This is a genomic window from Streptomyces sp. NPDC001927, assembly GCF_053594455.1.
The window spans coordinates 239,859-263,428 of the sequence record NZ_JBSFEN010000005.1 but is presented as its reverse complement, the minus strand read 5'-3'; the positions used below and the strand labels follow the sequence as shown (position 1 = coordinate 263,428).

The 23,570-nt window shown below is 71.1% G+C and carries 20 protein-coding genes; 5 read left to right on the top strand and 15 right to left on the bottom strand.

The annotated features are described in order from the left end of the window. Positions 1-4 precede the first annotated feature (4 nt). A complete protein-coding gene (locus tag ACWCO8_RS15130; protein ID WP_451032573.1) occupies positions 5-958 on the bottom strand; it encodes a LysR family transcriptional regulator in 954 nt (317 codons plus the stop codon). Positions 959-1,020: 62 nt separating this feature from the next. Between ACWCO8_RS15130 and ACWCO8_RS15125 the strand changes: the two genes are divergently transcribed. The 3 genes from ACWCO8_RS15125 to ACWCO8_RS15115 all read left to right on the top strand — a co-directional run bounded on the left by ACWCO8_RS15125 (position 1,021) and on the right by ACWCO8_RS15115 (position 4,121). After that, positions 1,021-2,289, top strand: coding sequence for an MFS transporter (locus tag ACWCO8_RS15125; RefSeq protein ID WP_451032572.1), 1,269 nt, complete (start codon positions 1,021-1,023; stop codon positions 2,287-2,289). Between the two features lie 126 nt (positions 2,290-2,415). Continuing rightward, positions 2,416-3,063 (top strand): L,D-transpeptidase, encoded by a 648-nt coding sequence (locus ACWCO8_RS15120; protein ID WP_362013902.1) that lies wholly within the window; start codon positions 2,416-2,418, stop codon positions 3,061-3,063. 83 nt (positions 3,064-3,146) lie between these two features. After that, positions 3,147-4,121: a sigma-70 family RNA polymerase sigma factor gene (locus ACWCO8_RS15115; RefSeq protein WP_451032571.1), complete on the top strand. Its 975-nt coding sequence runs from the start codon at positions 3,147-3,149 to the stop codon at positions 4,119-4,121. A gap of 68 nt (positions 4,122-4,189) precedes the next feature. On the opposite strand, the gene ACWCO8_RS15110 is transcribed toward ACWCO8_RS15115, so the two are convergent. From ACWCO8_RS15110 to ACWCO8_RS15050, 13 genes are all read right to left on the bottom strand, one after another. Next, positions 4,190-6,250, bottom strand: coding sequence for a hypothetical protein (locus ACWCO8_RS15110; protein ID WP_451032570.1), 2,061 nt, complete (start codon positions 6,248-6,250; stop codon positions 4,190-4,192). A gap of 109 nt (positions 6,251-6,359) precedes the next feature. After that, complete coding sequence (locus tag ACWCO8_RS15105) at positions 6,360-6,650, bottom strand: STAS domain-containing protein (RefSeq protein ID WP_362013873.1); 291 nt, start codon at positions 6,648-6,650, stop codon at positions 6,360-6,362. A gap of 97 nt (positions 6,651-6,747) precedes the next feature. Continuing rightward, entirely contained in the window at positions 6,748-8,025 is a 1,278-nt protein-coding gene (locus ACWCO8_RS15100; protein ID WP_451032569.1) for a thymidine phosphorylase, read from the bottom strand. Positions 8,026-8,107: 82 nt separating this feature from the next. Further along, entirely contained in the window at positions 8,108-8,512 is a 405-nt protein-coding gene (locus ACWCO8_RS15095; RefSeq protein WP_362013870.1) for a cytidine deaminase, read from the bottom strand. Continuing rightward, positions 8,509-9,798 carry an ABC transporter permease gene (locus ACWCO8_RS15090; RefSeq protein WP_362013869.1) on the bottom strand — a complete coding sequence of 430 codons (1,290 nt, stop codon included), beginning with the start codon at positions 9,796-9,798 and terminating at the stop codon, positions 8,509-8,511. The genes ACWCO8_RS15095 and ACWCO8_RS15090 overlap by 4 nt, the downstream gene beginning before the upstream one ends. Further along, positions 9,795-10,907 carry an ABC transporter permease gene (locus ACWCO8_RS15085; protein ID WP_362013867.1) on the bottom strand — a complete coding sequence of 371 codons (1,113 nt, stop codon included), beginning with the start codon at positions 10,905-10,907 and terminating at the stop codon, positions 9,795-9,797. The genes ACWCO8_RS15090 and ACWCO8_RS15085 overlap by 4 nt, the downstream gene beginning before the upstream one ends. Then, positions 10,904-12,496 carry an ABC transporter ATP-binding protein gene (locus ACWCO8_RS15080; RefSeq protein WP_451032849.1) on the bottom strand — a complete coding sequence of 531 codons (1,593 nt, stop codon included), beginning with the start codon at positions 12,494-12,496 and terminating at the stop codon, positions 10,904-10,906. The genes ACWCO8_RS15085 and ACWCO8_RS15080 overlap by 4 nt, the downstream gene beginning before the upstream one ends. 196 nt (positions 12,497-12,692) lie before the next feature. Then, complete coding sequence (locus ACWCO8_RS15075) at positions 12,693-13,730, bottom strand: BMP family lipoprotein (protein WP_451032568.1); 1,038 nt, start codon at positions 13,728-13,730, stop codon at positions 12,693-12,695. A 292-nt stretch (positions 13,731-14,022) separates the two neighbouring features. Then, a complete protein-coding gene (locus ACWCO8_RS15070; RefSeq protein ID WP_451032567.1) occupies positions 14,023-15,243 on the bottom strand; it encodes an amidohydrolase in 1,221 nt (406 codons plus the stop codon). 116 nt (positions 15,244-15,359) lie between these two features. After that, the gene (locus ACWCO8_RS15065) at positions 15,360-16,322 is read right to left on the bottom strand and encodes a hypothetical protein (RefSeq protein WP_451032848.1); all 963 of its coding nucleotides are present in this window, start codon (positions 16,320-16,322) and stop codon (positions 15,360-15,362) included. Between the two features lie 476 nt (positions 16,323-16,798). After that, a complete protein-coding gene (locus ACWCO8_RS15060) occupies positions 16,799-17,692 on the bottom strand; it encodes an N-acetylneuraminate synthase family protein (RefSeq protein WP_451032566.1) in 894 nt (297 codons plus the stop codon). A 14-nt stretch (positions 17,693-17,706) separates the two neighbouring features. Next, positions 17,707-18,885: a cytidylyltransferase domain-containing protein gene (locus ACWCO8_RS15055; RefSeq protein ID WP_451032565.1), complete on the bottom strand. Its 1,179-nt coding sequence runs from the start codon at positions 18,883-18,885 to the stop codon at positions 17,707-17,709. After that, complete coding sequence (locus ACWCO8_RS15050; protein ID WP_451032847.1) at positions 18,885-20,195, bottom strand: DUF6716 putative glycosyltransferase; 1,311 nt, start codon at positions 20,193-20,195, stop codon at positions 18,885-18,887. Before ACWCO8_RS15050 ends, ACWCO8_RS15055 begins: the two co-directional genes overlap by 1 nt. A gap of 148 nt (positions 20,196-20,343) precedes the next feature. Here ACWCO8_RS15050 and ACWCO8_RS15045 point away from each other — a divergent pair, with 148 nt between their 5' ends. Next, complete coding sequence (locus ACWCO8_RS15045; protein ID WP_451032564.1) at positions 20,344-21,342, top strand: glycosyltransferase family 2 protein; 999 nt, start codon at positions 20,344-20,346, stop codon at positions 21,340-21,342. Further along, a complete protein-coding gene (locus tag ACWCO8_RS15040) occupies positions 21,339-22,664 on the top strand; it encodes an alpha-2,8-polysialyltransferase family protein (RefSeq protein WP_451032563.1) in 1,326 nt (441 codons plus the stop codon). Before ACWCO8_RS15045 ends, ACWCO8_RS15040 begins: the two co-directional genes overlap by 4 nt. A gap of 46 nt (positions 22,665-22,710) precedes the next feature. On the opposite strand, the gene ACWCO8_RS15035 is transcribed toward ACWCO8_RS15040, so the two are convergent. Next, a complete protein-coding gene (locus ACWCO8_RS15035; protein ID WP_451032562.1) occupies positions 22,711-23,535 on the bottom strand; it encodes a MerR family transcriptional regulator in 825 nt (274 codons plus the stop codon). Positions 23,536-23,570 lie beyond the last annotated feature (35 nt).

Below are 23,570 nucleotides of genomic sequence, written 5' to 3'. Positions count from 1 at the left end.
GTGGTCAGTCTGGGAGGAGGTGGCCTCGTTTGTTGAGGAGGAATCGTTTGAAGGCGGCTACTGGAGGGGTGTCCGGGTGGCCGTCCAGCCAGGCCACGCCGATTTCGCGGATGGCTCGGGGGGCCGTGACCGTGAGTTCCACGACGCCGGGGCGGGGGACCGCAGGGGGTGGGAGGAGGGCTACGCCGAGGCCCGCCGCCACCAGGCCGCGGAGGGTCTCCGCCTCCTCGCCCTCGAAGGCGACGCGTGGCGTGAAGCCGGCCTCGGCGCACAGGTCGTCCGTGATGCGGCGGAGGCCGTAGCCCGGTTCCAGGGTCACGAAGGTCTCGTCGGCCGCCTCCGCCAGGCGGACCCGCTTGCGGGAGGCGAGGCGGTGGTCGTCCGGGACGACCAGGCGCAGGCGCTGCTCGTCCAGGCGGCGGGCCACCAGGTCCGGGGCGTCCGGGACCGGGGACGTCAGGCACAGGTCCAGGTCCCCGGCCCGCAGCCGCTCGATCATCGCCTCGCCGTAGTTCTGGACCAGCGTGAAGCGGATCCTGGGGTGGTCCACCCGGAAGGCTCGGAGCAAAGCCGGGACCGTTTCCGAGCCCATCGTGTGGAGGAAGCCGAAGGCGACCCGGCCCGCCGTCGGGTCCGCGTCCGCCCGGACCGAGTCGGCCGCCCGCTCCACCTCCGCGAGCGCCCGCTCCGCCGAGCCGAGGAACGTCCGGCCCGCCGGGGTCAGCGAGACCGTCCGGCCCTTGCGGGCGAAGAGGGCGACCCCCAGGTCCTGTTCCAGCCTGACCATCGCCCGGGAGAGCGTCGATTGCGGGACGCCCATCTCCGCCGCCGCCCGCGTCACATGCTCGTGCCGCGCCACCGCCGCGAAGTACGCGAGCCGTGGCGCGAGCAGCAGCCCCATGTCTTCTTCGTAACTACTCGGTGACAGCCGACCCTGTGACCTGTACTCATGCGCCATGGGAACGATTACAGCAGTTCCATGCATTGGACGCATAAAAACAATCGTCCTACGTTCTATGTATGCCTTCCGCCAGTACCGAGGCGGCCGCCGCCACCCGCACGGCCGCCCTCGACACCCGCCTCGCCCCCGGAGCGCCCGGCCACCGCCGGATGAGCTTCGCGCTCTTCGCCGCAGGTCTCGCCGCCTTCGCGCTCCTCTACTCCACCCAGGCCCTCCTCCCCGCGATCTCCGCCGAGTTCGGCGCGAGCGCCTCCGCCGCCTCCTGGACGGTCTCCGCCGCGACCGGCGCCCTCGCGCTCCTGGTCCTGCCGATGAGCGCCCTGTCCGAGCGCTTCGGCCGCCGCCGGATGATGACCGTCTCGCTCGCCGTCGCGGTCGCCCTCGGCCTGCTCGTCCCCTTCGCCCCGAACCTGGAGTGGCTGGTCGCCCTGCGCGCCGTCCAGGGCGCGGCGCTCGCGGGCCTGCCGGCCTCCGCGATGGCGTTCCTGGCCGAGGAGGTGCGGCCGAAGGCACTGATCGCCGCGATCGGGCTCTTCGTCGCGGGCAACTCGATCGGCGGCATGAGCGGCCGTATCGTCACCGGCTGGGTGGCCCAGATGTGGGGCTGGCGCGCCGGGCTCTTCGCGGTCGGTCTGATGGCCGTGGTCTGCGCGGTCGTGTTCCGGGTTCTGATTCCCAAGGCCCGGCACTTCACCCCGGGTTCACTCAACCCCAAGCTGCTCGCCGCCGCCGTCCGCACCCACCTCTCCGACCCGCTCCTCGTCCGGCTGTACGCGATCGGCGCGCTCTTCATGACCGTGTTCGGCGCCGTCTACACCGTGATCGGCTACCGGCTCGTCGAGGCCCCGTTCTCGCTCCCCCAGGGCGTGATCGGCTCGATCTTCCTGGTGTACCTCGTCGGTACGGTCTCCTCCGCCGCCGCCGGAAAGCTGGTCGGACGGCTCGGCCGGCGCGGGGCGCTCTACCTGGCCGTCGGCACGACCGCCACCGGGCTGCTGCTCTCGCTCGCCGACAGCCTCACCGCCGTCCTGGCGGGCCTGGTCCTGATCACGGCCGGCTTCTTCGCCGGGCACGCGGTCGCCTCCTCCTCGGTGAGCCGGACCGCGAAGACCGGCCGGGCGCAGGCCTCGGCGCTCTACCAGTCCGCGTACTACATCGGCAGCAGCGTCGGCGGCACGCTCGGCGCCATCGCCTTCCACTCCGGCGGCTGGGCGGGCACGGTCCTCCTGGGCCTGGTCGCGGTCCTCGGCGTCGTGTCGATCACCCTCTACGGCAGCCACAGCGCCCGGGTCGCGGCCCGGAGGCCACAGCTCCGTACGGCGCACTGAATCCGCTCCCGATCGCGTACAACCGGAACGCTCCCCCGGTCGTCCTAAGTCTTAGGACCCTAGGGGGAGTTGGTGATCATGAACGGAATACGGAAGCGCGCCGGGATCGTCCTCGGCATCACCTCGATGGTGGTGCCGCTGACGGTCGCCCTCGGCGCCGGGACGGCTCAGGCCGCGTCGTGCAACGTGACGACCGGGCCGTACCAGAAGCAGGTGGAGAAGTTCCTGGGCCGGACGGTCGACGGAAAGCAGTCGCTCGCCGACTGCAAGGCGATCCAGTCCTTCCAGCGCACGCACGGCATCACCCCGACCATGGGGTTCGCCGGTCCGCTGACCTGGCGGACGATGGACACGATGATCCAGCAGAAGGCGGCCGGGAAGAACCCGAACAAGGCCGGTAAGTGTCCGACCAACAAGGGCCGGATCGCCTGCGTCGACCTGACGCGGCAGCTGACCTGGATCCAGGACGGCAAGACGCTCAAGTACGGCCCGGTGCCGGTGCGTACGGGCAAGGACGGGACCGAGACCCGTACCGGCGCCAAGAAGATCTACTGGCGCAAGATCAACCACTGGTCGACGATCTACCACGTCTCCATGCCGTACTCGCAGTTCTTCGACGGCGGCCAGGCCTTCCACTCCACGACGAAGTCCATGTGGAACCCGCCGGGCTCGGGCGGCTGCGTCAACATGCGCCCGGCCGACGCCAAGGCGTACTGGAACCTGCTCAGGAACGGCGACGACGTGTTCGTCTACGGGCGGAAGCCGGGAACCTGACCCCGGTTGTCAGTGGGCTGCGGTAGCTTCCCCTCATCGGCACAGCACCGGTGCCGGTGAGGGGCGAGTGGGGTGGACCTGCAATGAGTGACCTGGCGACCGAGGACCGCGAGTCCCAGCTGGAGAAGTACCGCACGGAGCTGACCGGTTACTGCTACCGGATGCTCGGCTCGTCCTTCGAGGCCGAGGACGCCGTGCAGGACACGATGGTCCGCGCCTGGCGGTCCCTCGACTCCTTCGAGGGGCGCTCCAGCCTGCGCTCCTGGCTCTACCGCATCGCGACGAACGTCTGCCTCGACTCGCTGAACGCGGGGAACAGGCGGGCTCGGCCGATGGACCTGACGGCCGCGACGCCGGTCGCCCAGGCCCAGTTGAACGCCCGGCCGGAGATCACCTGGCTGGAGCCCGTCCCGGACGGGCGGGTGCTGCCGTCGGTGGCCGACCCGGCGGAGACGGCGGTCTCCCGCGAGACCGTGCGGCTCGCGTTCGTCGCGGCCCTGCAGCACCTGCCGCCGAAGCAGCGGGCGGTGCTGATCCTGCGCGAGGTCCTCGCCTGGAAGGCGAGCGAGGTCGCCGAGCTGCTCGACACCTCGGTCGCCTCGGTCAACAGCGCGCTCCAGCGGGCGCGCGCGACGATCGCGGAGAACGAACCGGCGGCCTCGGACGCGGCGAACCCGCTGGACGAGGAGCAGAGGGAGCTCCTGGAGCGCTATGTCGCGGCCTTCGAGGGGTACGACATGAAGGCGCTGACCGCGCTCCTGCACGAGGACGCGACGATGTCCATGCCGCCGTACGACCTGTGGCTGCGCGGCCACGACGACATCGTGGGCTGGATGCTCGGCGTCGGCGACGTCTGCCGGGGCTCGAAGCTGGTCCCGACCGTGGCCAACGGCTCCCCCGCGTTCGCGCACTACCACCCGGACCCGGAGGGCGGATACAGCCCGTGGGCGCTGATCGTCCTGGAGCTGCGGGACGGCAAGGTCGGCGGGATGGACTTCTTCCTGGACACCAAGCGCTGGTTCCCGCTCTTCGACCTGCCGGAGCGGCTCGAAGGGTAGGCGCCCGCCGTTCGCGGGGGGCATACGAAAGGGGCGGGGCCGTCGGTGACGGCCCCGCCCCTTTCTGCTCAGGAGGGGTACGGACCGGTGACCTGCGGGCAGGACGGGTCGAGCCGCAGCAGGGCGAGGTCGCGCCCGACCAGGCCCCAGGCCTGCCAGGTGCCCGGGACGAAGGCGAGCTGGGGGTTGGTGTACCACTCGTCGTCGAGGGCGGTGGCGAGACGCTGGGCCTGCGTCAGGCCGGGACCGAGCAGATGGACGTCGCCGTTGAAGAAGGTCGAGGCGAACACCTTGTCGTTGTGCACCTGGACCTCGCCGTAGCCGGGGAGGTCGCCCTGGTGGACGATCTGGCGCGTGGCCAGGTTCATCGCGAACCAGCGCTTGGTCGTCGTCGGGGTGCGCTTGTAGACGCCGTACAGGACGCCGTTGTGGACCGTGACGTCCTGGAGGGTGTCGTAGCCGTCCGCCGCGAACGGGTCCGTCTCCCACAGGAGCTTCCCCTTCTTGCCGGTCGTCTGGTCGACGTGGTCGGCGTCGAAGGCGGCCACACTGGCGGCGGTGTTCCACGAGGTGGACGGGGCGCCGCCACCGCCGCGGACGTCGGCGCCCACGTAGACGGTGCCGTCCGGGCCCACGCTGAGGCTCATCAGGCTCTCGTCGGTGACGACGGGGAACGAGTCGGGGGTGGACGTCGGCTCCGCCGCGGTCGGGTCGGGGAACCTGAAGACGGTCAGCGCGCCCTGCAGTCCGGTGCCGAGCGGTGCGGTCGCCACGAGGATCCGGTCGCGGGCGGCGTCGTACTCCATGTCCCACGGCCGCTGCTGACCGCTGGGCAGCTGTCCGACGACGGTGACCGGGTACGTCTGCGTCACCGGATCGACCGTCGCCGGGTCGATCATGATGATGCGGCCGCTGGGGTACAGCGCCGAGTAGATCTTCCCGTTGCGCTCCACCAGCGCCTTGGCCTCGCCGGGGATCTCGACGAAGCGCTTGGAGCCGTCGGGCGCGTGGACGTTCACGATGAAGTGACCGCCGACCCAGACCTGGCCGTCGGAGGCGCGAAGGATGGACTGCGGGCGCTCCGCGCCCTCGCTGAACCCGGCGTCCCTCAGCTTGGTGGCCGACGACTCGCCGGTGGCGATGTCCAGCTGCCACACCTTGCCGAAGCCGGCGAACCCGGTGAGGGTCGTGCCGTTCAGGGAGAGGCCGCGGGTCTCGTCCTGCGGCACCGGGGTGCCCAGGTACTTCGGGGCCGCGTACCCCGTCCTGTACTCGTAGATCCTGCCCTCGGGACGGGTCGACAGGTAGACGGTGTAGTCGGGGGCCAGGCCCATCGCGTCACCCGACTCCGTGCCCAGGGAGACCGTCCTGAGGTCGGTGCCGTCGGTCTTCACGTCGTACAGCGTGCTGCCGCTGGTGCCGCGCACGCGCGTGCGGCCGACGGAGACGGTGGTGAAGCCGGTGCCGCCCTGGGCCAGGACGCGGACGGCGCCGGTGGACCGGTTGACGGCGACCAGCTTCTTGGTGTCGAGCAGGCCGGCGTAGACGTCGGTGCCGTCGACGGCGAGGGAGCGCACGTAGCGCTCGCCCGTGGCGAGCACCCCGAAGTCCCGGACCGCACCGGTCGCCGGCTTGTACTCGTACACCCTGCCGGTGTCGTAGGTGCCGGCGTAGATCGTGCCGTCCGGGGCGGCGGCGAGGCTCCAGATGAAGTCGCCGCTTCCCCCGAAGGTCTTCAGGTGCTTGATCTGGTGGGTGGCGAGGTCGTAGCTGTAGAGCGCGGCCTCGACGTACGTGCCGATGTACAGCTTGCCGCCGGACGCCACGAGGCCGTAGCCGCCCTCGATCACGCCCGCACCGGGGCCGTCCGGGATCACGGTCTCGCGGACGACCTGCTTCTGCGCGAGGTCGTACTCGGCGAGGACCACCGGCTTGCGGCCCCGGCTCACGACGTAGGCGCGGCCCTCGTGCACGAGGGATCCGGTGACCGCCCAGGTCGACGAGGCGATGCCGCGGGTCTCCGCGCCGGGGACGGTGCAGTCGGCCGGCACCGCCGCGCTCGCGGGCGACGCGGGCCACAGCACCGACAGCAGGGCGGCGAGGAGGGGCAGCAGCAGCCGGCGCGTCATGGGAGGGGCCTCCAAGGGTGTCCGTACCGGGTACGGACGGACGACGACAGCCCCCGTGATCGCACCCCTGTTCAATCGGCGCTCATGAGATCACGACGCCTACGGCCGATCAATGTCGGCCCTCGCGACCGTCGAGCACCACGTCGAGGCCCATGAACGCCAGCAGGGCCAGCAGTTCGGGGCCCACGCCCTCGAACCGCAGCCGGTGGCCGTGCCGCCCGGTGGCGAGCCGCAGCCGGGCGAGGGCGTCGACGGCGGCGAGATCGGCGTGCGCGAGCGCGCCGACGTCACAGATCACCTCGGTGGGCGCGACCCCTTCGAGCAGCGCGCAGAGCCGCGCCACCTCCTCGGGGGTGGCGCGGGAAGCCAGAGTCAGTACGAGCGGTCGACCGGTGTCCACACCAGGAAGACCCGCGCCGGGCCCGGAACTCATCGGAGCCGGAGCGCCCGAACGGGACCGGCGGAAGTCCGCCGGTCCCGTTCGCATGGGGGTCTCGTCAGGCGATGCGGTCCAGGACGATCGGGTTCGGGGTGAACGCCGTGCCCTCGGGGGCGATGTCCCAGGAGCCGGTCAGGGACTTGAGGGCGTAGTCGAACTTCTCCGGGGTGTCCGTGTGGAGGGTCAGCAGGGGCTGGCCCGCCGTGACCGTGTCGCCCGGCTTGGCGTGGAGCTCGACGCCCGCGCCCGCCTGCACCGGGTCCTCCTTGCGGGCCCGGCCCGCGCCGAGGCGCCAGGCGGCGATGCCGATGTCGTACGCGTCGAGGCGGGTCAGGACGCCCGAGGACGAGGCCGTGACGACGTGCTGCTCGCGGGCGACCGGGAGGGTCGCGTCCGGGTCGCCGCCCTGGGCCGCGATCATCCGGCGCCAGACGTCCATCGCCGAGCCGTCCATGAGCGCCTTCGCCGGGTCCGCGTCCTTGATGCCGGCCGCGTCGAGCATCTCGCGCGCGAGCGCGATCGTCAGCTCCACCACGTCCGCCGGGCCGCCGCCCGCCAGGACCTCGACGGACTCGCGGACCTCGAGGGCGTTGCCCGCGGTCAGGCCGAGCGGGGTCGACATGTCGGTGAGCAGCGCCACCGTCTTCACACCGCTGTCCGTGCCGAGGCCGACCATGGTGTGGGCCAGCTCCTGCGCGTCCGCGAGGTTCTTCATGAAGGCGCCGGTGCCGACCTTCACGTCCAGGACCAGCGAGCCCGTGCCCTCGGCGATCTTCTTCGACATGATCGAGCTCGCGATCAGCGGGATCGCCTCGACGGTGCCCGTGACGTCACGCAGCGCGTAGAGCTTCTTGTCGGCCGGCGCCAGACCGTCGCCCGCCGCGCAGATCACCGCGCCGGTCGTGTCCAGGACGTTCAGCATCTCCTCGTTGGAGAGCAGCGCGCGCCAGCCCGGGATCGACTCCAGCTTGTCCAGCGTGCCGCCCGTGTGGCCGAGGCCCCGGCCGGAGAGCTGCGGCACGGCCGCGCCGCAGGCGGCGACGAGCGGGGCGAGCGGGAGGGTGATCTTGTCGCCGACGCCGCCGGTGGAGTGCTTGTCCGAGGTGGGGCGGGAGAGCGAGGAGAAGTCCATGCGCTCGCCGCTCGCGATCATCGCGGCGGTCCAGCGGGAGATCTCCGCGCGGTTCATGCCGTTGAGCAGGATCGCCATCGCCAGGGCGGACATCTGCTCGTCGGCGACCACGCCGCGGGTGTAGGCGTCGATGACCCAGTCGATCTGCTCCGGGCTCAGCTCGCCCTTGTCCCGCTTGGTGCGGATGACGGAGATGACGTCCATGGTGGTGCCTCTTTCTACGCGCATAGAGGGGGAAGAGGAGAGAGCGGCCCTCCCATGGTGCCGGAAGGGCCGCTCAGAGGTGTTACCTGGCCAGGTGGCCCGGGCCGAAGGCCTGCGGGAGCATCTCGGCCAGCGTGACGAACCCGGCCGGGGTCTCCAGTACGAGATCGGGGCCGCCGAACTCGTACAGCAGCTGCCTGCACCGTCCGCACGGCACCAGGGGCGCGCCCTCGCCGTCCACGCAGACGAAGTGGGTCAGCCGGCCGCCGCCGGTGGCCTGGAGCCGCGAGACGAGCCCGCACTCCGCGCACAGCCCGAGGCCGTACGAGGCGTTCTCCACGTTGCAGCCGGAGACCGTGCGCCCGTCGTCGACCAGGGCCGCCGCGCCGACCGGGTAGCCCGAGTACGGGGCGTAGGCGTGGGACATGGCGTCCCGCGCCTCCTTCCGCAGGGCTTCCCAGTCGGCTTCGGTGACGGGCGTGGTCACTTGCCCTCGCCCTTGCGGTACCGCATGCCGTCCGCCTTGGGCATCCGCAGACGCTGCGCCGACAGCGACAGCACCAGCAGCGTGACCACGTACGGCGTGGCGCTGACGAACTCGACCGGGACCGTGTCCGTACCGAGGTACCAGATGAAGACGCCGACGCCGATGACGATGGCGATGGACGAGGTGATCCAGCGCTTCTTGTACGCCTTCCACGCGGCGATCGCCACGAGGACCGCGAACAGCAGCAGGAGCAGCGCGTGCACCGACTCGCCGCCGCTGCGCAGCTGGAGCGCGTCGGCGAAGCCGAACAGGCCCGCGCCCATGGCGAGGCCGCCCGGCCGCCAGTTGCCGAAGATCATCGCCGCGAGGCCGATGTAACCGCGGCCACCGGTCTGGCCCTCGTTGTAGATGTGCGAGGTGACCAGCGACAGGAACGCGCCACCGAGACCGGCGAGACCGCCGGAGACGATCACGGCGATGTACTTGTACTTGTAGACGTTGACGCCGAGGGACTCGGCGGCGATCGGGTTCTCACCGCAGGAGCGCAGGCGCAGACCGAACGCGGTCTTCCACAGCACGAAGAACGTGCCGATCACCAGCAGCACGGCGAGGATCGTGACCAGCGAGAGGTTGGTGACCAGCCCGCCGAGGATGCCGGCGATGTCCGAGATCACGAACCAGTGGTGCTTCTCGATGTCGGCCAGCCAGTCGGACAGACCGGGGATCGTGACCGAGGTGATCTCCTCGGCCGGCGGGGACTGCTTGGGGCTGCCGCCCTTGGCCGCGGCCTCGCCGCTGTTGAACCACAGCTTGGCGAAGTACGTGGTGAATCCGACCGCGAGGATGTTGATCGCGATACCGGAGATGATGTGGTCGACACCGAAGGTGACGGTGGCGACCGCGTGCAGCAGACCGCCGAGCATGCCGCCCACGATGCCGGCGAGGATGCCCAGCCAGGGGCTGGTCTGCCAGCCGGCCCAGGCACCGAAGAAGGTGCCGAGGATCATCATGCCTTCGAGGCCGATGTTGACCACACCCGCGCGCTCGGACCACAGACCGCCGAGACCGGCGAGGCCGATCGGCACGGCGAGCGAGAGCGCGGCACCGATCTGGCCGGCCGAGGTGAGGTCCTGCGCGCCGGTGATGGCCCGGACGGCGGAGAGGGCGATGAGCCCGCCCGCGACGATCAGCAGGATCCAGGGGAGCGAGAGGCGGGTGCGGCCGCCCTTGCCACCGGCCGCCTTGGGCGCCGCGGGCGGCGGGGTGGAAGTCGCCGTGGCGGTCACGCCGACACCTCCGTCGTGTTGTTGGAACGGGCCTGGGCCGCGAGCTTCTCGCCGACCTGACGCTGCTGGCGCTTGACGCCGTAGCGGCGGACGACCTCGTAGGCGATGACGACGCAGAGGACGATGACGCCCTGCATGACGCCGACGATCTCCCGGTCGTAGTCCTCGAACTCCAGCTGCTGGCCGCCGCGCTCGAGGAAGCCCCAGAGGATCGCGGCGAGCGCGATGCCGATCGGGTGGTTGCGGCCGAGCAGGGCGATGGCGATACCGGTGAAACCGATGCCGACGGGGAAGTCGCCGCCGAACTCGTAACTGTCGTTGAGCAGCGTCGGCATGCCGATCAGACCGGCCATTCCGCCGGAGATCAGCATGGACGTGACGACCATCTTCTTCACGTTGACACCGCTGGCCGCGGCGGCCGTGTCGGACTGGCCGACGGTGCGCAGGTCGAAGCCGAAGCGGGTGCGGGAGAGCGTGAACCAGTAGCCGACGCCCGCGACGGCCGCGATGACGACGAAGCCGTAGATCGGGGTGGGCGTGGTCGGGAACTCGAAGAAGTGCGAGGACTCCGGCAGCGGGGTCGTGGCGACCTTGGTGCCGGCCGCGTCCAGGTGGCCGAGGCGGCCGGGCTGGAGCAGGTAGCCGATGATCGCGGTCGCGATGAAGTTCAGCATGATCGTCGAGACGACCTCGCTGACGCCCCGCGTGGTCTTGAGGACACCGGCGATGCCCGCCCACATGGCGCCGACGATCATCGCGGTGATGATGATCAGCGGGATCTGGACGATGCCCGGCAGGGTCAGCGCCCCGCCGACGGCGGCGGCGAAGAAGGCCGCGAGACGGTACTGGCCGTCGACACCGATGTTGAACAGGTTCATGCGGAAGCCGATGGCCACCGCGATGCCCGCCAGGTAGTACGTCGTCGCCTTGTTGATGATGTAGACCTGGCTGTCCGACTTGATGCCGTAGTCGAACATGATGCCGAAGGCGCTGAACGGCTCCTTGCCGGTGGCCGCGAGCACCAGGGCGGTGATCAGGAAGGCGGCGACGATCGCGAGCAGTGGTGCCGCGATGCCGAGGAGCACCCGCTCCTTGTCGAACTTCTTCATCGGGCCTCGTCCTCCGGGCCGTCGGTGCCCTCAGGGCTCTCATCGTGCTCAAGGTGACCGGCGGCGGCGCCGGTCATGGCCGAACCGAGCTCCTCCGGGGTGATGGTCGCCGGATCGGCGTCCGCGACCAGACGCCCGCGGTACATGACGCGCAGGGTGTCGGAGAGGCCGATCAGCTCGTCCAGGTCGGCGGAGATCAGCAGGACCGCCAGGCCCTCGCGGCGAGCCGAACGGATCTGGTCCCAGATCTGCGCCTGCGCGCCGACGTCCACGCCGCGGGTGGGGTGCGCGGCGATCAGCAGCTTGGGGTCGTGGCTCATCTCGCGGCCGACGATCAGCTTCTGCTGGTTGCCGCCGGAGAGGGAGGCCGCGGTGACCTCGATGCCCGGGGTACGGACGTCGTACTCGCGGACGATCCGCTCGGTGTCCTTGCGGGCGGCCTTGAGGTCGAGGATGGCGCCCTTGGAGTTGGGCCTCTCGGTGACGTGGCCGAGGATGCGGTTCTCCCAGAGAGGGGCCTCCAGGAGCAGACCGTGCCGGTGGCGGTCCTCGGGAATGCAGCCGATGCCGTCCTCGCGCCGCTTGCGCGTCGGGGCGGACGAGATGTCGGCGCCGTCGAGGGTCACGACACCCCGGTCGGCGTGGCGCATGCCCATGATCGTGTCGACGAGCTCGGACTGGCCGTTGCCCTCGACGCCGGCGATGCCGAGCACCTCGCCCTTGTGGATGGTGAAGGTGATGCCGCCGAGGACCGCGCGGACCACGCCGTCGGGGTCGACGGCGCTCAGCGACAGGTCCTGGACCGTCAGCATCGGCACGTCGGTGACCGTCGACTCGCGGGTCTCCGGCGAGGGCAGCTCGGCGCCGACCATCAGCTCGGCGAGCTGCTTGGTCGTGGTGTGCCGCGGGTCGGCGGTGCCGACCGTGGTGCCGCGCCGGATGACGGTGATCTCGTCGGCGACCGACAGGACCTCGCCCAGCTTGTGCGAGATGAAGATGACCGTGAGGCCCTCGGCCTTGAGCTCGCGCAGGTTGTCGAAGAGCGCGTCGACCTCCTGCGGGACGAGCACGGCGGTGGGCTCGTCGAGGATCAGGGTGCGGGCGCCGCGGTAGAGAACCTTGAGGATCTCCACGCGCTGACGGTCGGCCACACCGAGGTCCTCCATGAGGGCGTTCGGGCGGACGCCGAGGCCGTACGCGTCTGAGATCTCCTTGATCTTGGCGCGGGCCTTGTCACCGATGCCGTACAGCTTCTCGGAGCCGAGGACGACGTTCTCGAGGACGGTGAGGTTGTCCGCGAGCATGAAGTGCTGGTGCACCATGCCGACACCGCGGGCGATGGCGTCTCCGGGGTTGTTGAAGGTCACCAGCTCGCCGTCGACGGTGATGGTGCCCTCGTCCGGCTTCTGCATGCCGTAGAGGATCTTCATCAGGGTCGACTTGCCCGCGCCGTTCTCGCCCACGAGGGCGTGCACGGTGCCGCGGCGCACGGTGATGTCGATGTCGTGGTTGGCCACGACTCCGGGGAAACGCTTGGTGATGCCGCGGAGTTCTACGGCGTTGGGACTGCTGGGGCTGGAGGCTTTGATGGCGCACTCTCCTAGGCAGGGAGCGTGAGGAGGACGAGACGGAAACGCAGGCGCTGTCGGTGGCGAAAAATACCCTGTGGGCCACGCGCTACGCGCGTAGCATCAGGAAAATCGTTCAACTGCCCACGGGGGTACGTGTGAAGGGGGCCCGGAGTGTCGGCCGAAGCCGCTCTCCGGGCCCCCTTCCGACGGAACGTCAGAGGGTCGTGGCGACCTTGATCTGGCCGTCGATGATCTTCTTCTTCGCCTCGTCCAGCTGGGCCTGGATGTCCTTGAGGTGGTCACCCGTGGTGGTCAGCGAGACGCCGTCCTCGGCCAGCGAGTAGACGTGCGTGCCGGTCGCCGGCTTGCCGTCCTGGACGGACTTGATGAGCTCGAAGACACCGGTGTCGACGTTCTTGACCATCGAGGTCATGATCGAGCCGGCGTACTTCGACAGGGCCGGGTCCTTGGCCTGGTCCGAGTCGACACCGATCGCCCAGGTGCCCGGCTTGGCGGCGACGGCCTCGATGGCACCGGCACCGGAGCCGCCCGCGGCGGCGTAGATGACGTCGATGCCCTTGTCGAGCATGCCCTTGGCGGCGGCCTTGCCCTTGTCCGGGGCGCCGAAGCCGGAGAAGTCCGTACCGGTGGACAGGTACTGGATCGTGACCGAGGCGTCCGGCTTGGTGTCCTTGACGCCCTGCTGGAAGCCGGCGGCGAACTTCTTGATCAGCGGGGTGTCGACGCCGCCGATGAAGCCGATCTTGCCGTCCTTGGACTTGAGCGCCGCCGCGACACCGGCGAGGTACGAGCCCTGCTCCTCGGTGAAGACGATCGAGTCGACGTTCTTCGCCTCGGAGACCGAGTCGACCAGGCCGAAGGTGGTCTTCGGGAACTTCGCGGCGACCTTGTCGATGGCGTCCTTGTAGGCGAAGCCGACACCGATGACGGGGTTGAAGCCGCCCTCCGCGAGGGACGTGAGGCGCTGCTCGCGGTCGGCCGGGGTCTCACCGGTCTTGGCGGTGAGCTCCTTGGTCTCGACGCCGAGGTCGGCCTTGGCCTTGTCGAGACCGCGCGCGGCGGAGTCGTTGAAGGAGTTGTCGCCACGGCCGCCGACGTCGTAGGCCATGCCGACCTTGATGGAGCCCGAGTCGGAGCTGGACTCGGTGGACGACTCACCGCAAGCGGTGGCGGTGAGAGCGAGGGCCGCAGTCGCGATGGACGCGGAAACGATCTTGGATACCCGGCGCAAGAGGAGGGTCCCTTCGAGACTGACCGAAAGCGCCTCTTCCGGCGCTGGTTTCGCGTGGATCGTAACGCGCGTAGATGTCAGTTAAAGACCCGTTCATGAGTCGTTATCGGATCGTCGCGAACCGGCCAGGGAGACCGTTAACAAGGCCACCTGGGGCGACCGTCCCGGCACCGCCGGTTATACACCCCGTTGACGGGGTCCGGACCCGGCCCGAGCGCCGACGCGCGGGCCGTTGGGCCGAATGGATGAACGGCGTTTCGGCCGTCCGGGTGCGGCCCGGGAGGCCCGGAGGTCAGCGCTTCGGCGCCGCGTCGATCAGGGCTGCGGCGGTGAAGAGCTCGACGCCGACCTCGATCGCCTCCTCGTCCACGTCGAAGTCACCCGCGTGCAGATCCCGGCGTGTCGTGTCCCCCGGGGCGCGGACGCCGAGGCGGGCCATGGCGCCCGGGACGTGCTCCAGGTACCAGGAGAAGTCCTCGCCGCCGAGGCTCTGCTCGGTGTCCTCGATCGCGTACACGCCGCGCCGGGCGGTCATCGCGTCCCGGAGCAGCTCGGTGATGACCGGGTCGTTGACGACCGGCGGGACTCCGCGCACGTAGTTGATGGTCGACTTGGCGCGGTGCAGGGTGGCGATCTCGTCGATCGCCGCGTGCACCAGGTCCGGGGCTTCGCGCCAGCCGGGCAGGTCCAGGCAGCGGACGGTGCCGGAGAGCTCGGCGTGCTGCGGGATGACGTTGCAGGCGTGGCCGGCCTCGATCCGGCCCCAGGTGACCGCGAGGCCCGAGCGGGCGTCGACGCGGCGGGCGAGCAGCGCCGGGACGTCGGTGGCGATCCGGGCGGCGGCGGTGACCAGGTCGGTGGTGAGGTGCGGGCGGGCCGTGTGGCCGCCGGGGCCGTCGAGGGTGACCTCGAGCCGGTCGCACGCGGAGGTGATGGGGCCGGGGCGCAGCCCGATCCGGCCCGCGTCCACCTTCGGGTCGCAGTGCACGGCGATGATCCGGCCGACCCCGTCCAGGACCCCGGACTCGATGGCGTCGGCGGCGCCGCCGGGCAGCACTTCCTCGGCGGGCTGGAAGATCAGCCGTACGGCGTTGGGGAGCAGCCCCTGCCGGTCGAGCTCGGCGAGGACCAGACCGGCACCGAGGACGGTGGTGGTGTGGACGTCGTGTCCACATGCGTGGGCCCGGTTGGGCACGGTGGAGCGGTACGCGACGGTCTTGACGTCCGGGATGGGCAGCGCGTCGATGTCGGCGCGGATCGCCAGCATGGGACGGACCCTGTCCCAGGTGCCGATGTCACAGACGAGTCCCGTGCCCGTCGCGAGGACCTTCGGCGCCAGTCCGGCGGCCTCCAGGCGCGCCTTCAGCGCCGCGGTCGTACGGAACTCCTGGTTGCCGAGCTCGGGGTGCATGTGCAAGTCGCGGCGGAAGGCGATCAGTTCGCCGCGCAGCGAGGGGGACAGCGTTCCGGGCAGAGCGACGGAGCCGGGCTCACGGGACTTCAACTGGTTCACCTTTTGAAGGGTAGGCCCCTTCAGAGATCAACTGCCCGTTGATCACGAAAAGTTCAGCCCGATAGGGGAAAGAATCTCGGTTCGGCAGGCTTGACTGCCATCCCTTCTGGGTAAGCTCACCCGAATTCGAGCCGTTGTGAGGGCTGGGTCGCCTGGGTGGCCTGGCTCGCCTGGGCGGTCAGCCGGTCCACCTCGTGCGCGGCCGTGCCCGTGACCCCGGCGAGGAAGCCCTGGGCCCGCGGGGAGGCGTTCTCCTTGAGCCACTCGGGCGCGATCTCGCAGACGGCGACCTTGACCCCGGTGCCGACCAGGGCGAGCGGCAGGGTGTGCACGACCGTCGAGGGGAAGCTGACGACGGTACGGCCGATCGGGCCGCGCCGGGCGATCAGCTCGAGCGGCAGGTCGGGCCGGACGATCTCCAGACCGGTCTCCACCGCGATCCGATGCAGCTTCTCGGTGGACTCCCTGCGGTGCGCGAAGTAGCGGGTCGCGCCGTGGGTGCGGGCCAGCTCGGCGACGGCGAGCGCGTACTGGTCGGCGTCGACCACGCCCGTCTCGACCAGCGAGGTGCCGACCAGGTCGGCGCCCTTGGTGATGCGGGGCGGGCCGAAGCGGGACCGGGTCCAGGCGAAGGTGTTCTGGGTGACGGTGGTCCCGGGCGGCGGCTCGACGGGGAGCGAGGTGAAGATCTCGACCGTACGGCGCCCGTTGGGGGCCAGCTTGCGGCGGGCGGCCGCGGTGACCGGGGCGAGCACGAGTTCGCGCGGCCCCCGGCTGCCACCGCGCCGGTGCCAGCGCACGAGGCGCTCGCCCCGGGCCAGTTGGGCGGCGTACTCCATGGTGGCGGTGCCGTCGTCGACGACGGTGAGGTGCTTGGGCGCGAAGAGCGTCAGGAGCAGCTGGACGTAGCGGGAGAACGGGTCCCCGACGATGATCCGCTCCGCGGACCGCAGCAGCGGCGCGAGCTCCCGCAGGGTCCGCGCGAGCGAGCCACGCCCGCCGCGGGCCTCCTGCCAGCGGACGGTGAACCCGTCGTCGCGGGCCAGCTGCGCCATCCGGCGCAGCTGGCCGCGCGACATCGGGTCGGTCGGCGAGAGCACGACGAGCGTGAAGTCGGACCGGGCGGGCGTGACGGCCGCGGTGACGGCGGTGCCGTCGCCGCGGGGGTCGGTGCCGTCGCCGGGCCCGGCGGTCACGCGGCTGTCGCCGGTGGCCGGGGCTTCGTGGCCGTGAGGGCCGACAGGCCCATCAGGGCCGTGGGGGCTGGCGGGAGTGGAGCCCAGCGCGGCGGAGCCCCTGGGCACCTGGCCGTCGGCAGACGTGGCGGACCCCGTGGGGGCCTGGCCGTCGGCCGCGAGGCCGGGCTGCTCGCCGGCGCGGGCGGTGCGCGCGTCGGCGGCGGGGGCCGTCGAGGCCTCGGGCGGCTCGGTCGCGTGTATCGCGGCCCCCCGGCCGTCGGGGGCGGGTGTGCCCCCGACGGTGAGGGACTGGGCGTGCGCCCACTCCAGGACGTTCAGGAGCTGGACAGGGCTCTCGACGAACGCCAGCCGGCCGGTCATGCGGCGACAGACCCCTGGACCCGGCGGAGCTTCTTCATCGGGCCGAGCTCCGACTCGTAGACCTTCTTGACGCCGTCACCGAGCGCGGTCTCGATCGTGCGGATGTCGCGGACCAGGCGCTGCAGGCCCTGCGGCTCGACGGACGCGGCCTGGTCGGAGCCCCACATGGCGCGGTCGAGGGTGATGTGACGCTCGACGAACGTGGCGCCGAGGGCGACGGCGGCCAGCGTGGTCTGCAGGCCGGTCTCGTGGCCGGAGTAGCCGATCGGGACGTTCGGGTACTCCTCCTTCAGCGTGTTGATCACGCGGAGGTTGAGCTCCTCGGCCTTCGCCGGGTACGTGGACGTCGCGTGGCAGAGCAGGATGTTGTCCGAGCCGAGGACCTCGACCGCGTGGCGGATCTGCTTCGGCGTCGACATGCCGGTGGAGAGGATGACCGTGCGGCCGGTCTCGCGCAGGGCGCGCAGCAGCTCGTCGTCCGTGAGGGAGGCGGAGGCGACCTTGTGGGCCGGGACGTCGAACTTCTCCAGGAAGGTGACGGCCTCGGTGTCCCACGGGGAGGCGAACCAGTCGATGCCGCGCTTCTTGCAGTGCTCGTCGATGGCGCGGTACTCGTCCTCGCCGAACTCCACGCGGTGGCGGTAGTCGATGTAGGTCATCCGGCCCCAGGGGGTGTCCCGCTCGATGTCCCACTGGTCGCGCGGGGTGCAGATCTCCGGCGTGCGCTTCTGGAACTTCACGGCGTCACAGCCGGCCTCGGCGGCCACGTCGATGAGCGCGAGCGCGTTCTCCAGGTCACCGTTGTGGTTGATGCCGATCTCACCGGTCACGTAGACGGGGTGGCCGGGGCCCGCGGTCTTGCTGCCGAAGGTGCGGAGGCGAGAGGTCATGGTTCTGGTGTTCCTTAGCGGTTGGGGGAGAGGAGCTCGGGCCCGAGGAGCCAGGCCGCGATCTCGCGGACGGCTCCTGAGCCACCGGGGGTGAGGGTCACCGCACGGGCGGCGGCCCGTACGGAGTCGTGCGCGCTCGCCACCGCGACGGGCCAGCCGACGAGGTGGAAGCACGGGAGGTCGTTGACGTCGTTGCCGGCGTAGAGGACGCGCTGCGGGTCGATGCCCTGTTCCTCGCACCACTGCTTGAGGGCGAGGTCCTTGCGGTCGATGCCGTGCAGGACGGGGATCTGGAGCTTGCGGGCGCGGGCCGCGACCACGGCGTTCTGCTCGGACGAGAGGATCAGGACCGGCATGCCCGCCCGGCGAAGGGCAGCGATGCCGAGGCCGTCGCCGCGGTGCGCGGAGACGAACTCGTGGCCCTCGGAGTCGAGGTGGACGCGGTCGTCGGTCTGCGTGCCGTCGAAGTCGAGGACCACGGCGTCGATGTCCTCGAAGCCGGGGACGACCGGGGTGTCGAGCAGCGGCGCGAGGGCGCGGGCGCGGGCCAGGTCGTGCGGGTCGTCGATCTCCAGGACCCGCAGGGGGTCGGTGACGACGAGCTCGGTACGGCCGAAGAAGCGGTGGTTGTGGGTACGGAAGCCCTCGGCGGCCATCGCGTAGACGGCGCCGGTCTCCAGGTACTCGGGCTCGCGGTCCTGCCGGCGGGGGCGGAAGGACTTGTCGTGGTTGACGCCCGTGGTGCCCTGGGGGGTCTCCCGCCACAGGAAGCCGTGGCTCGGGGCGGCCGTGAAGGCGGTGTCGGCGCCCTCGGTGATCTTCTCGACGGTGCCGTTGACCTCCTCCGCCGTGATGAAGGGGCTCGTGCACTGGACGAGGAGAACCACGTCCACACGGCGGCCGCTGGTCGCCTCGAAGGCGTCCATGGCGTGCAGGACGGCCGACTCGCTGGTCGCGGTGTCGCCCGCGATCGCCGCCGGGCGGTGGATCGCCTCGGCTCCGGCCGCGCGGGCCGCGGAGGCGATCGCCGCGTCGTCCGTGGAGACGACGACGTCGGTGACCAGGCGGGCGTCCAGGCAGGCCCGGACGGCGCGGGAGACGAGCGGGACGCCCGCGACCGGGGTGAGGTTCTTGGCGGGGACGCCCTTGGAACCGCCCCGCGCCGGGATGACGGCAAGCACGGTCGTGGTCATCAGAGTTCTCCAAGCCGGCGGATGACGGGCGCCACGCGCTGGACGCCGTGGCGGTACGCGCCCCGCGCCGCCTCCCGGACGATCCGGCGCAGCCCGCTGTCGCGGGTCGGCGTCGCGGTCACGTCCAGGCGGTGGCGGGCGAGGATCCCGGGCAGGTAGCCGGGGGCCGTCTCCGCTGTGTAGTAGGGGTCGATCGGGGGCAGCGCGGGTCCCGCGAGCAGCTCGGCCACCCGCTCGCGGGCGGCGTCGAAGGCCTTCTCGTACGAGCCGTCGGCCGCGACGCCCTGGCGGGAGAGCCACTCCTCGTCGGCCTTCGGGCGGATGTCCGCGTCGAGCCGGTCGAAGGAGGTCAGCAGCCCCGAGCCGATGAAGTGGTGGTTGCCGAGGACCTCGCGCACGCCCATGTCGCTGAGGATCGCCGTGGGGATCCGCCGGTGCAGCGCTTCGAGCGCGGCCGTCGAGGAGACCGTGACCAGCAGGTCGGTGCGGTCCAGGACCTCGCCCATGTGCCCGTACACCAGGCGGAAGTTGGGCGGGACGTCCAGGTCGCGCACCAGCTTCTGGTACGGCAGCTCCTCCAGGTGCGTGGTGTGCTCGCCCGGCTTGGAGCGGAGCTTCAGCAGCACCTCACGGCCCGGGTGCTTCCGTGCGTGGTCGACGAGCCTGCCGAGCAGGTACGCGCGGTCGGCGCGGGTCACCGGCACGGACGGCTGGGCGGCGAAGACGAGGGTGTCCCGGCCGGCCTCGGGGGCGTAGGGCGCGCCGCCGAGGAACGGCAGCGCGGCCTCCACCACCGAGGAGGCGTCGGCGCCCACTCCTTCGTACACGGCGCGGAAACGCTCCGCGTCGTGGCGGGAGTTGGCGAGGACGACGTCGGCGCCGTGGCGCAGCAGGAGACCGTCGGCGAGCTTCTCGTAGACGACGCCCACATAGCCGGTGACGATCACCGGGCGGCGTTCCAGGCCGAGGTCGGCGATCCCCTGGAGGACCGCGCGGACCGTGCCGCCGACGAGAGCGAGGACGACGAGGTCGTACCCTCCGTCCCGTACCTCACGAAGGAACTCCGCGCCCGTCACCTCGCGCGGGGGCGTGTCGGACAACACCCCGGTCTCGGCGAGCTGGCGCGCGGTGGGAGTGGCCCGACCGCGAAGAACGAATCCGGTGGGCTCGGAAGCCGCTATACGACGCGCGGTGAGCGCGCCCCATTTCCACCGGGTGTCGGAGTCGGCGAGTACGGCAATGCGTACTCGATCATGGGTACTTGCTGGCACGTCGAGGACGCTAGATAGGCATTTCGTTCGCTGGCCCAACTGAGCCACAACAAACGGTGAACAGAGCCTTCCCGCACGTTGAAAACGGACAGGATCGGGGGCGGTTAAGGCTCCCGCCTCTTCGTGTTCACCGAACATCCCTCTGTCGGCCAGAACGAAGGCCGGACCGGCGCCTAGCGTCGGCCGGGTGGTCAAGCTCTCCGTCGTCGTGCCGTTCTACAACGTGCAGACATACGCCCCCGACACCCTGACAAGCCTGCGCGCGAATGCCCGCGAGGACTTCGAATTCCTGCTCGTCGACGACTGCTCGACAGACGGAACGCCGGAGATCCTCGAGCGGGCCGCGCGCGAGATCCCGGGGGCCGTCCTGCTCCGACACGAGGAGAACCAGGGTCTTGCCACGGCGCGCAACACCGGTCTCGACTCCGCCCGGGGCGAGTACCTCGCCTTCCTCGACGGCGACGACTGGCTGGCCCCCGGCCACCTGGCCCGCCTGGTGGCGGCCATGGACGGGCTCGGCTGCGACTTCCTCCGTACCGACCACGTGGTGAACACGGGCCGGGTCCGGTCGGTGAAGCGCGCTCCGATCGGGCTGCGGAACGAGGTGCTCCGTCCCCGGGACGCGATCCTGCCGGCCCACCGGACGACCTCCGTCGACTACCCGTACGCCTGGGCGGGGATGTACAACCGGCGGCTGCTCGACCGCGGCCTGCTCCACTTCACCCCCGGTCTGCGGACGGCGGAGGACCGGCCGTGGATCTGGAAGCTGCACCGGGAGGCGGAGTCCTTCGCGGCGGTGAGCACGCTCGGGATCTTCTACCGCCGAGGCGTCTCCACTTCTCTGACCCAAATCGGCGATATCCGCCAACTCGATTTCATCCGGGCCTTCGATCAGGTGATCGAGGAAACGGCGAACGACGTGGACGCGGAGCGGCTTCTCCCGAAAGCCGTCCGTACGTATTGCGCCCTCATTTCGCACCACGTCTCCTCCATTGAACGATTCGAACCGGCGGTGGCGAAGAAATTGCGCTCGATGAGTGCGGCGGCGCTGAAGCGCATGCCCCAGGACGTACTCGGCGAGGCGCTGTCCTCGATGGACGAGGAGCGGGCGGGCGTGCTGCGCAAGCTGCGCCGGCGCCGCGCGGGCTCCGTCGCCCGGACCGCGGGCTCGGGGGTCGCCGCGTGAGGACCACTCAGATCTTCTACGCCTCCACGCTGTACGGCGCGACGACGCTGGCCGCCGCCCTGGACAGCGGCTGCTTCGGCCCGGCCGACCGGCGGCTGCTGCTCGTCGGCAACAACGCGGCGGTACCGGAGACCACGCCCGCCCTCGACGAGATGCCCGGCTTCGAGAAGCTGCGCGGTCGCTTCGACTCCGTCCTGTCCTGGAACGAGGCCATCGAGCCGCTCCACCCGGCGGGCTGGTCGCCGCGGAACGACGACGTACCGCTGCTCGAACGCCATCTGCGGAAGATCTGGGACCTCGGCGACGACCGGATCGAGATCGCACTGGAGTCCGTGCAGGTGGCTCCCGCGCTGACGATCGCGCGGCTGTTCCCCGAGGCCGCCCTCGACGTGTACGCCGACGGCCTGATGAGCTACGGCCCCACCCGTAACAAGATCGACCCGCTGGTCGGCGAGCGGGTCAGGCGGCTGCTCCACCTCGACCTGGTGCCAGGGCTCGCGCCGCTGCTGCTCGGCGAGTTCGGTCCCGAGGCGGAGGTGGTGCCGGCGGAGGCGTTCACCAAGGTGGTGGCGGAGCTCGCGGGTTCGGCCGCACCGGCTGCGGACGAGGACGGCCCGGCGCTGCTGCTGGGCCAGTACTTGGCGGCGCTCTCCCTCCTCACCCCGGCCGAGGAGGAGGAGCTGCACGTACGGATGGTCAAGGGCGCGGTCGCGCGCGGGCACCGGCGGCTCGTCTTCAAGCCGCACCCCACGGCGCCGGACGCCTGGACCCGGCGGCTCGCCCAGGAGGCGGAGGCGCTCGGCGCCGAACTGACCGTCCTGGACCGGCCGGTGCTCGCCGAGGTGGTGTACCGGGAGCAGCGCCCCGCCCTCGTGGTGGGCTGCTTCTCGACGGCCCTGATGACGGCGAACGCCTTCTACGGGATCCCGGTGGCCCGGGTCGGCACCCGGATGCTCCTGGAGCGGCTGACCCCGTACCAGAACAGCAACCGCGTCCCGGCGACCCTCGTCGACGCGCTCGTCCCTGACCTGGAGGCGGACGGCGCGCAGGCCCCGTCCCCGGACGCGACCTGGGACGCGGAGGCCCTCGCGGGCCTGGTCGCGGCGGTCGGCTTCGCGATGCAGCCCAAGATCCGCCCGGACCTGCGCGAGGCGGCGGTCCGCCACCTCTCGGGCCCCCTCGCCGAGCGGACCCGCCACTACTTCAAGCTCCGCCGCCTCACCGTCCTCGGCCTCCCCGGCGGCATCCCGGTCCCCCGCCACCCGAAGGTCCGCCGCCTGGCCCGCCGCGCCCTGAAACTCCGACGCATGCTGAGGCGCTAGCCGAGCCCGGCCCCGGCGGACCCCCTGCCCGCCGGGGCCGTGGAGTTCACGCGCGCGTGACCGGTTCCTGGAGTTCCGTCACCCACTTCGCGCGGTCCTCCGCGTACTCCAGGTAGAGCTCGCGGGAGTAGCCCGTCGAGCGGTAGCCGTGGGCGTCGATCCAGGTGGCCAGGGTCTGGACGGTCGGAAGGATGTCCTCCATCGAACCGCGGTGCACGACCGTGGCCGCCTCGTCCAGGCCGGGCAGGTCGACGACGTCGACGCCGGCCACCGCCTCCGTGCCGGCGGGGAGCGTCATCCCCGCGTGGACGACGATCGAGCCGTCGCCGCGGCCCGCGTCCTCGTAGTACGCGATCCCCGGGCCGAACCCGGTGAAGCCCGCCGCCGCCAGGCGCGCGCACAGCTCCTCGTACAGCGGCTGGATGACCGGGCCGATCTCGCCGGGGCCGAAGCCGGCGGCCACTCCGCTCAGCTCGGCGAGCCGCACCGGGGGAATCCTCTTGATCACGACGTCCTGCGTGGGCATGTGCCCCTCGCTCTCGATGGCTCGGAGCCGCGCGCCGACCTGGGCGAGCCGTCCCGCCGCCTCCGCCAGGGCTGTCTCCAGCTCGGCCTGGCGCAGCCGCAGCATGCCGCGCAGCTCCTCCGCGCCGACCTGCTCGTCGAGGATCGTCCCCACCTGTTCCAGGGTGAAGCCGAGCTCCTTGAGCGCGATGACACGGTTGAGCCGGGCGAGCTGGTCCGCCTCGTAGTGGCGGTAGCCGCTGTGCGGGTCGACGTGGGCCGGGCGCAGCAGTCCGATGGCGTCGTAGTGGCGCAGCATGCGGACCGACACCCGCCCGTGCCGGGCGAAGTCTCCGATGGTGAACATGACGACTCCTACGACACGGCCTCACACGGTGTCAG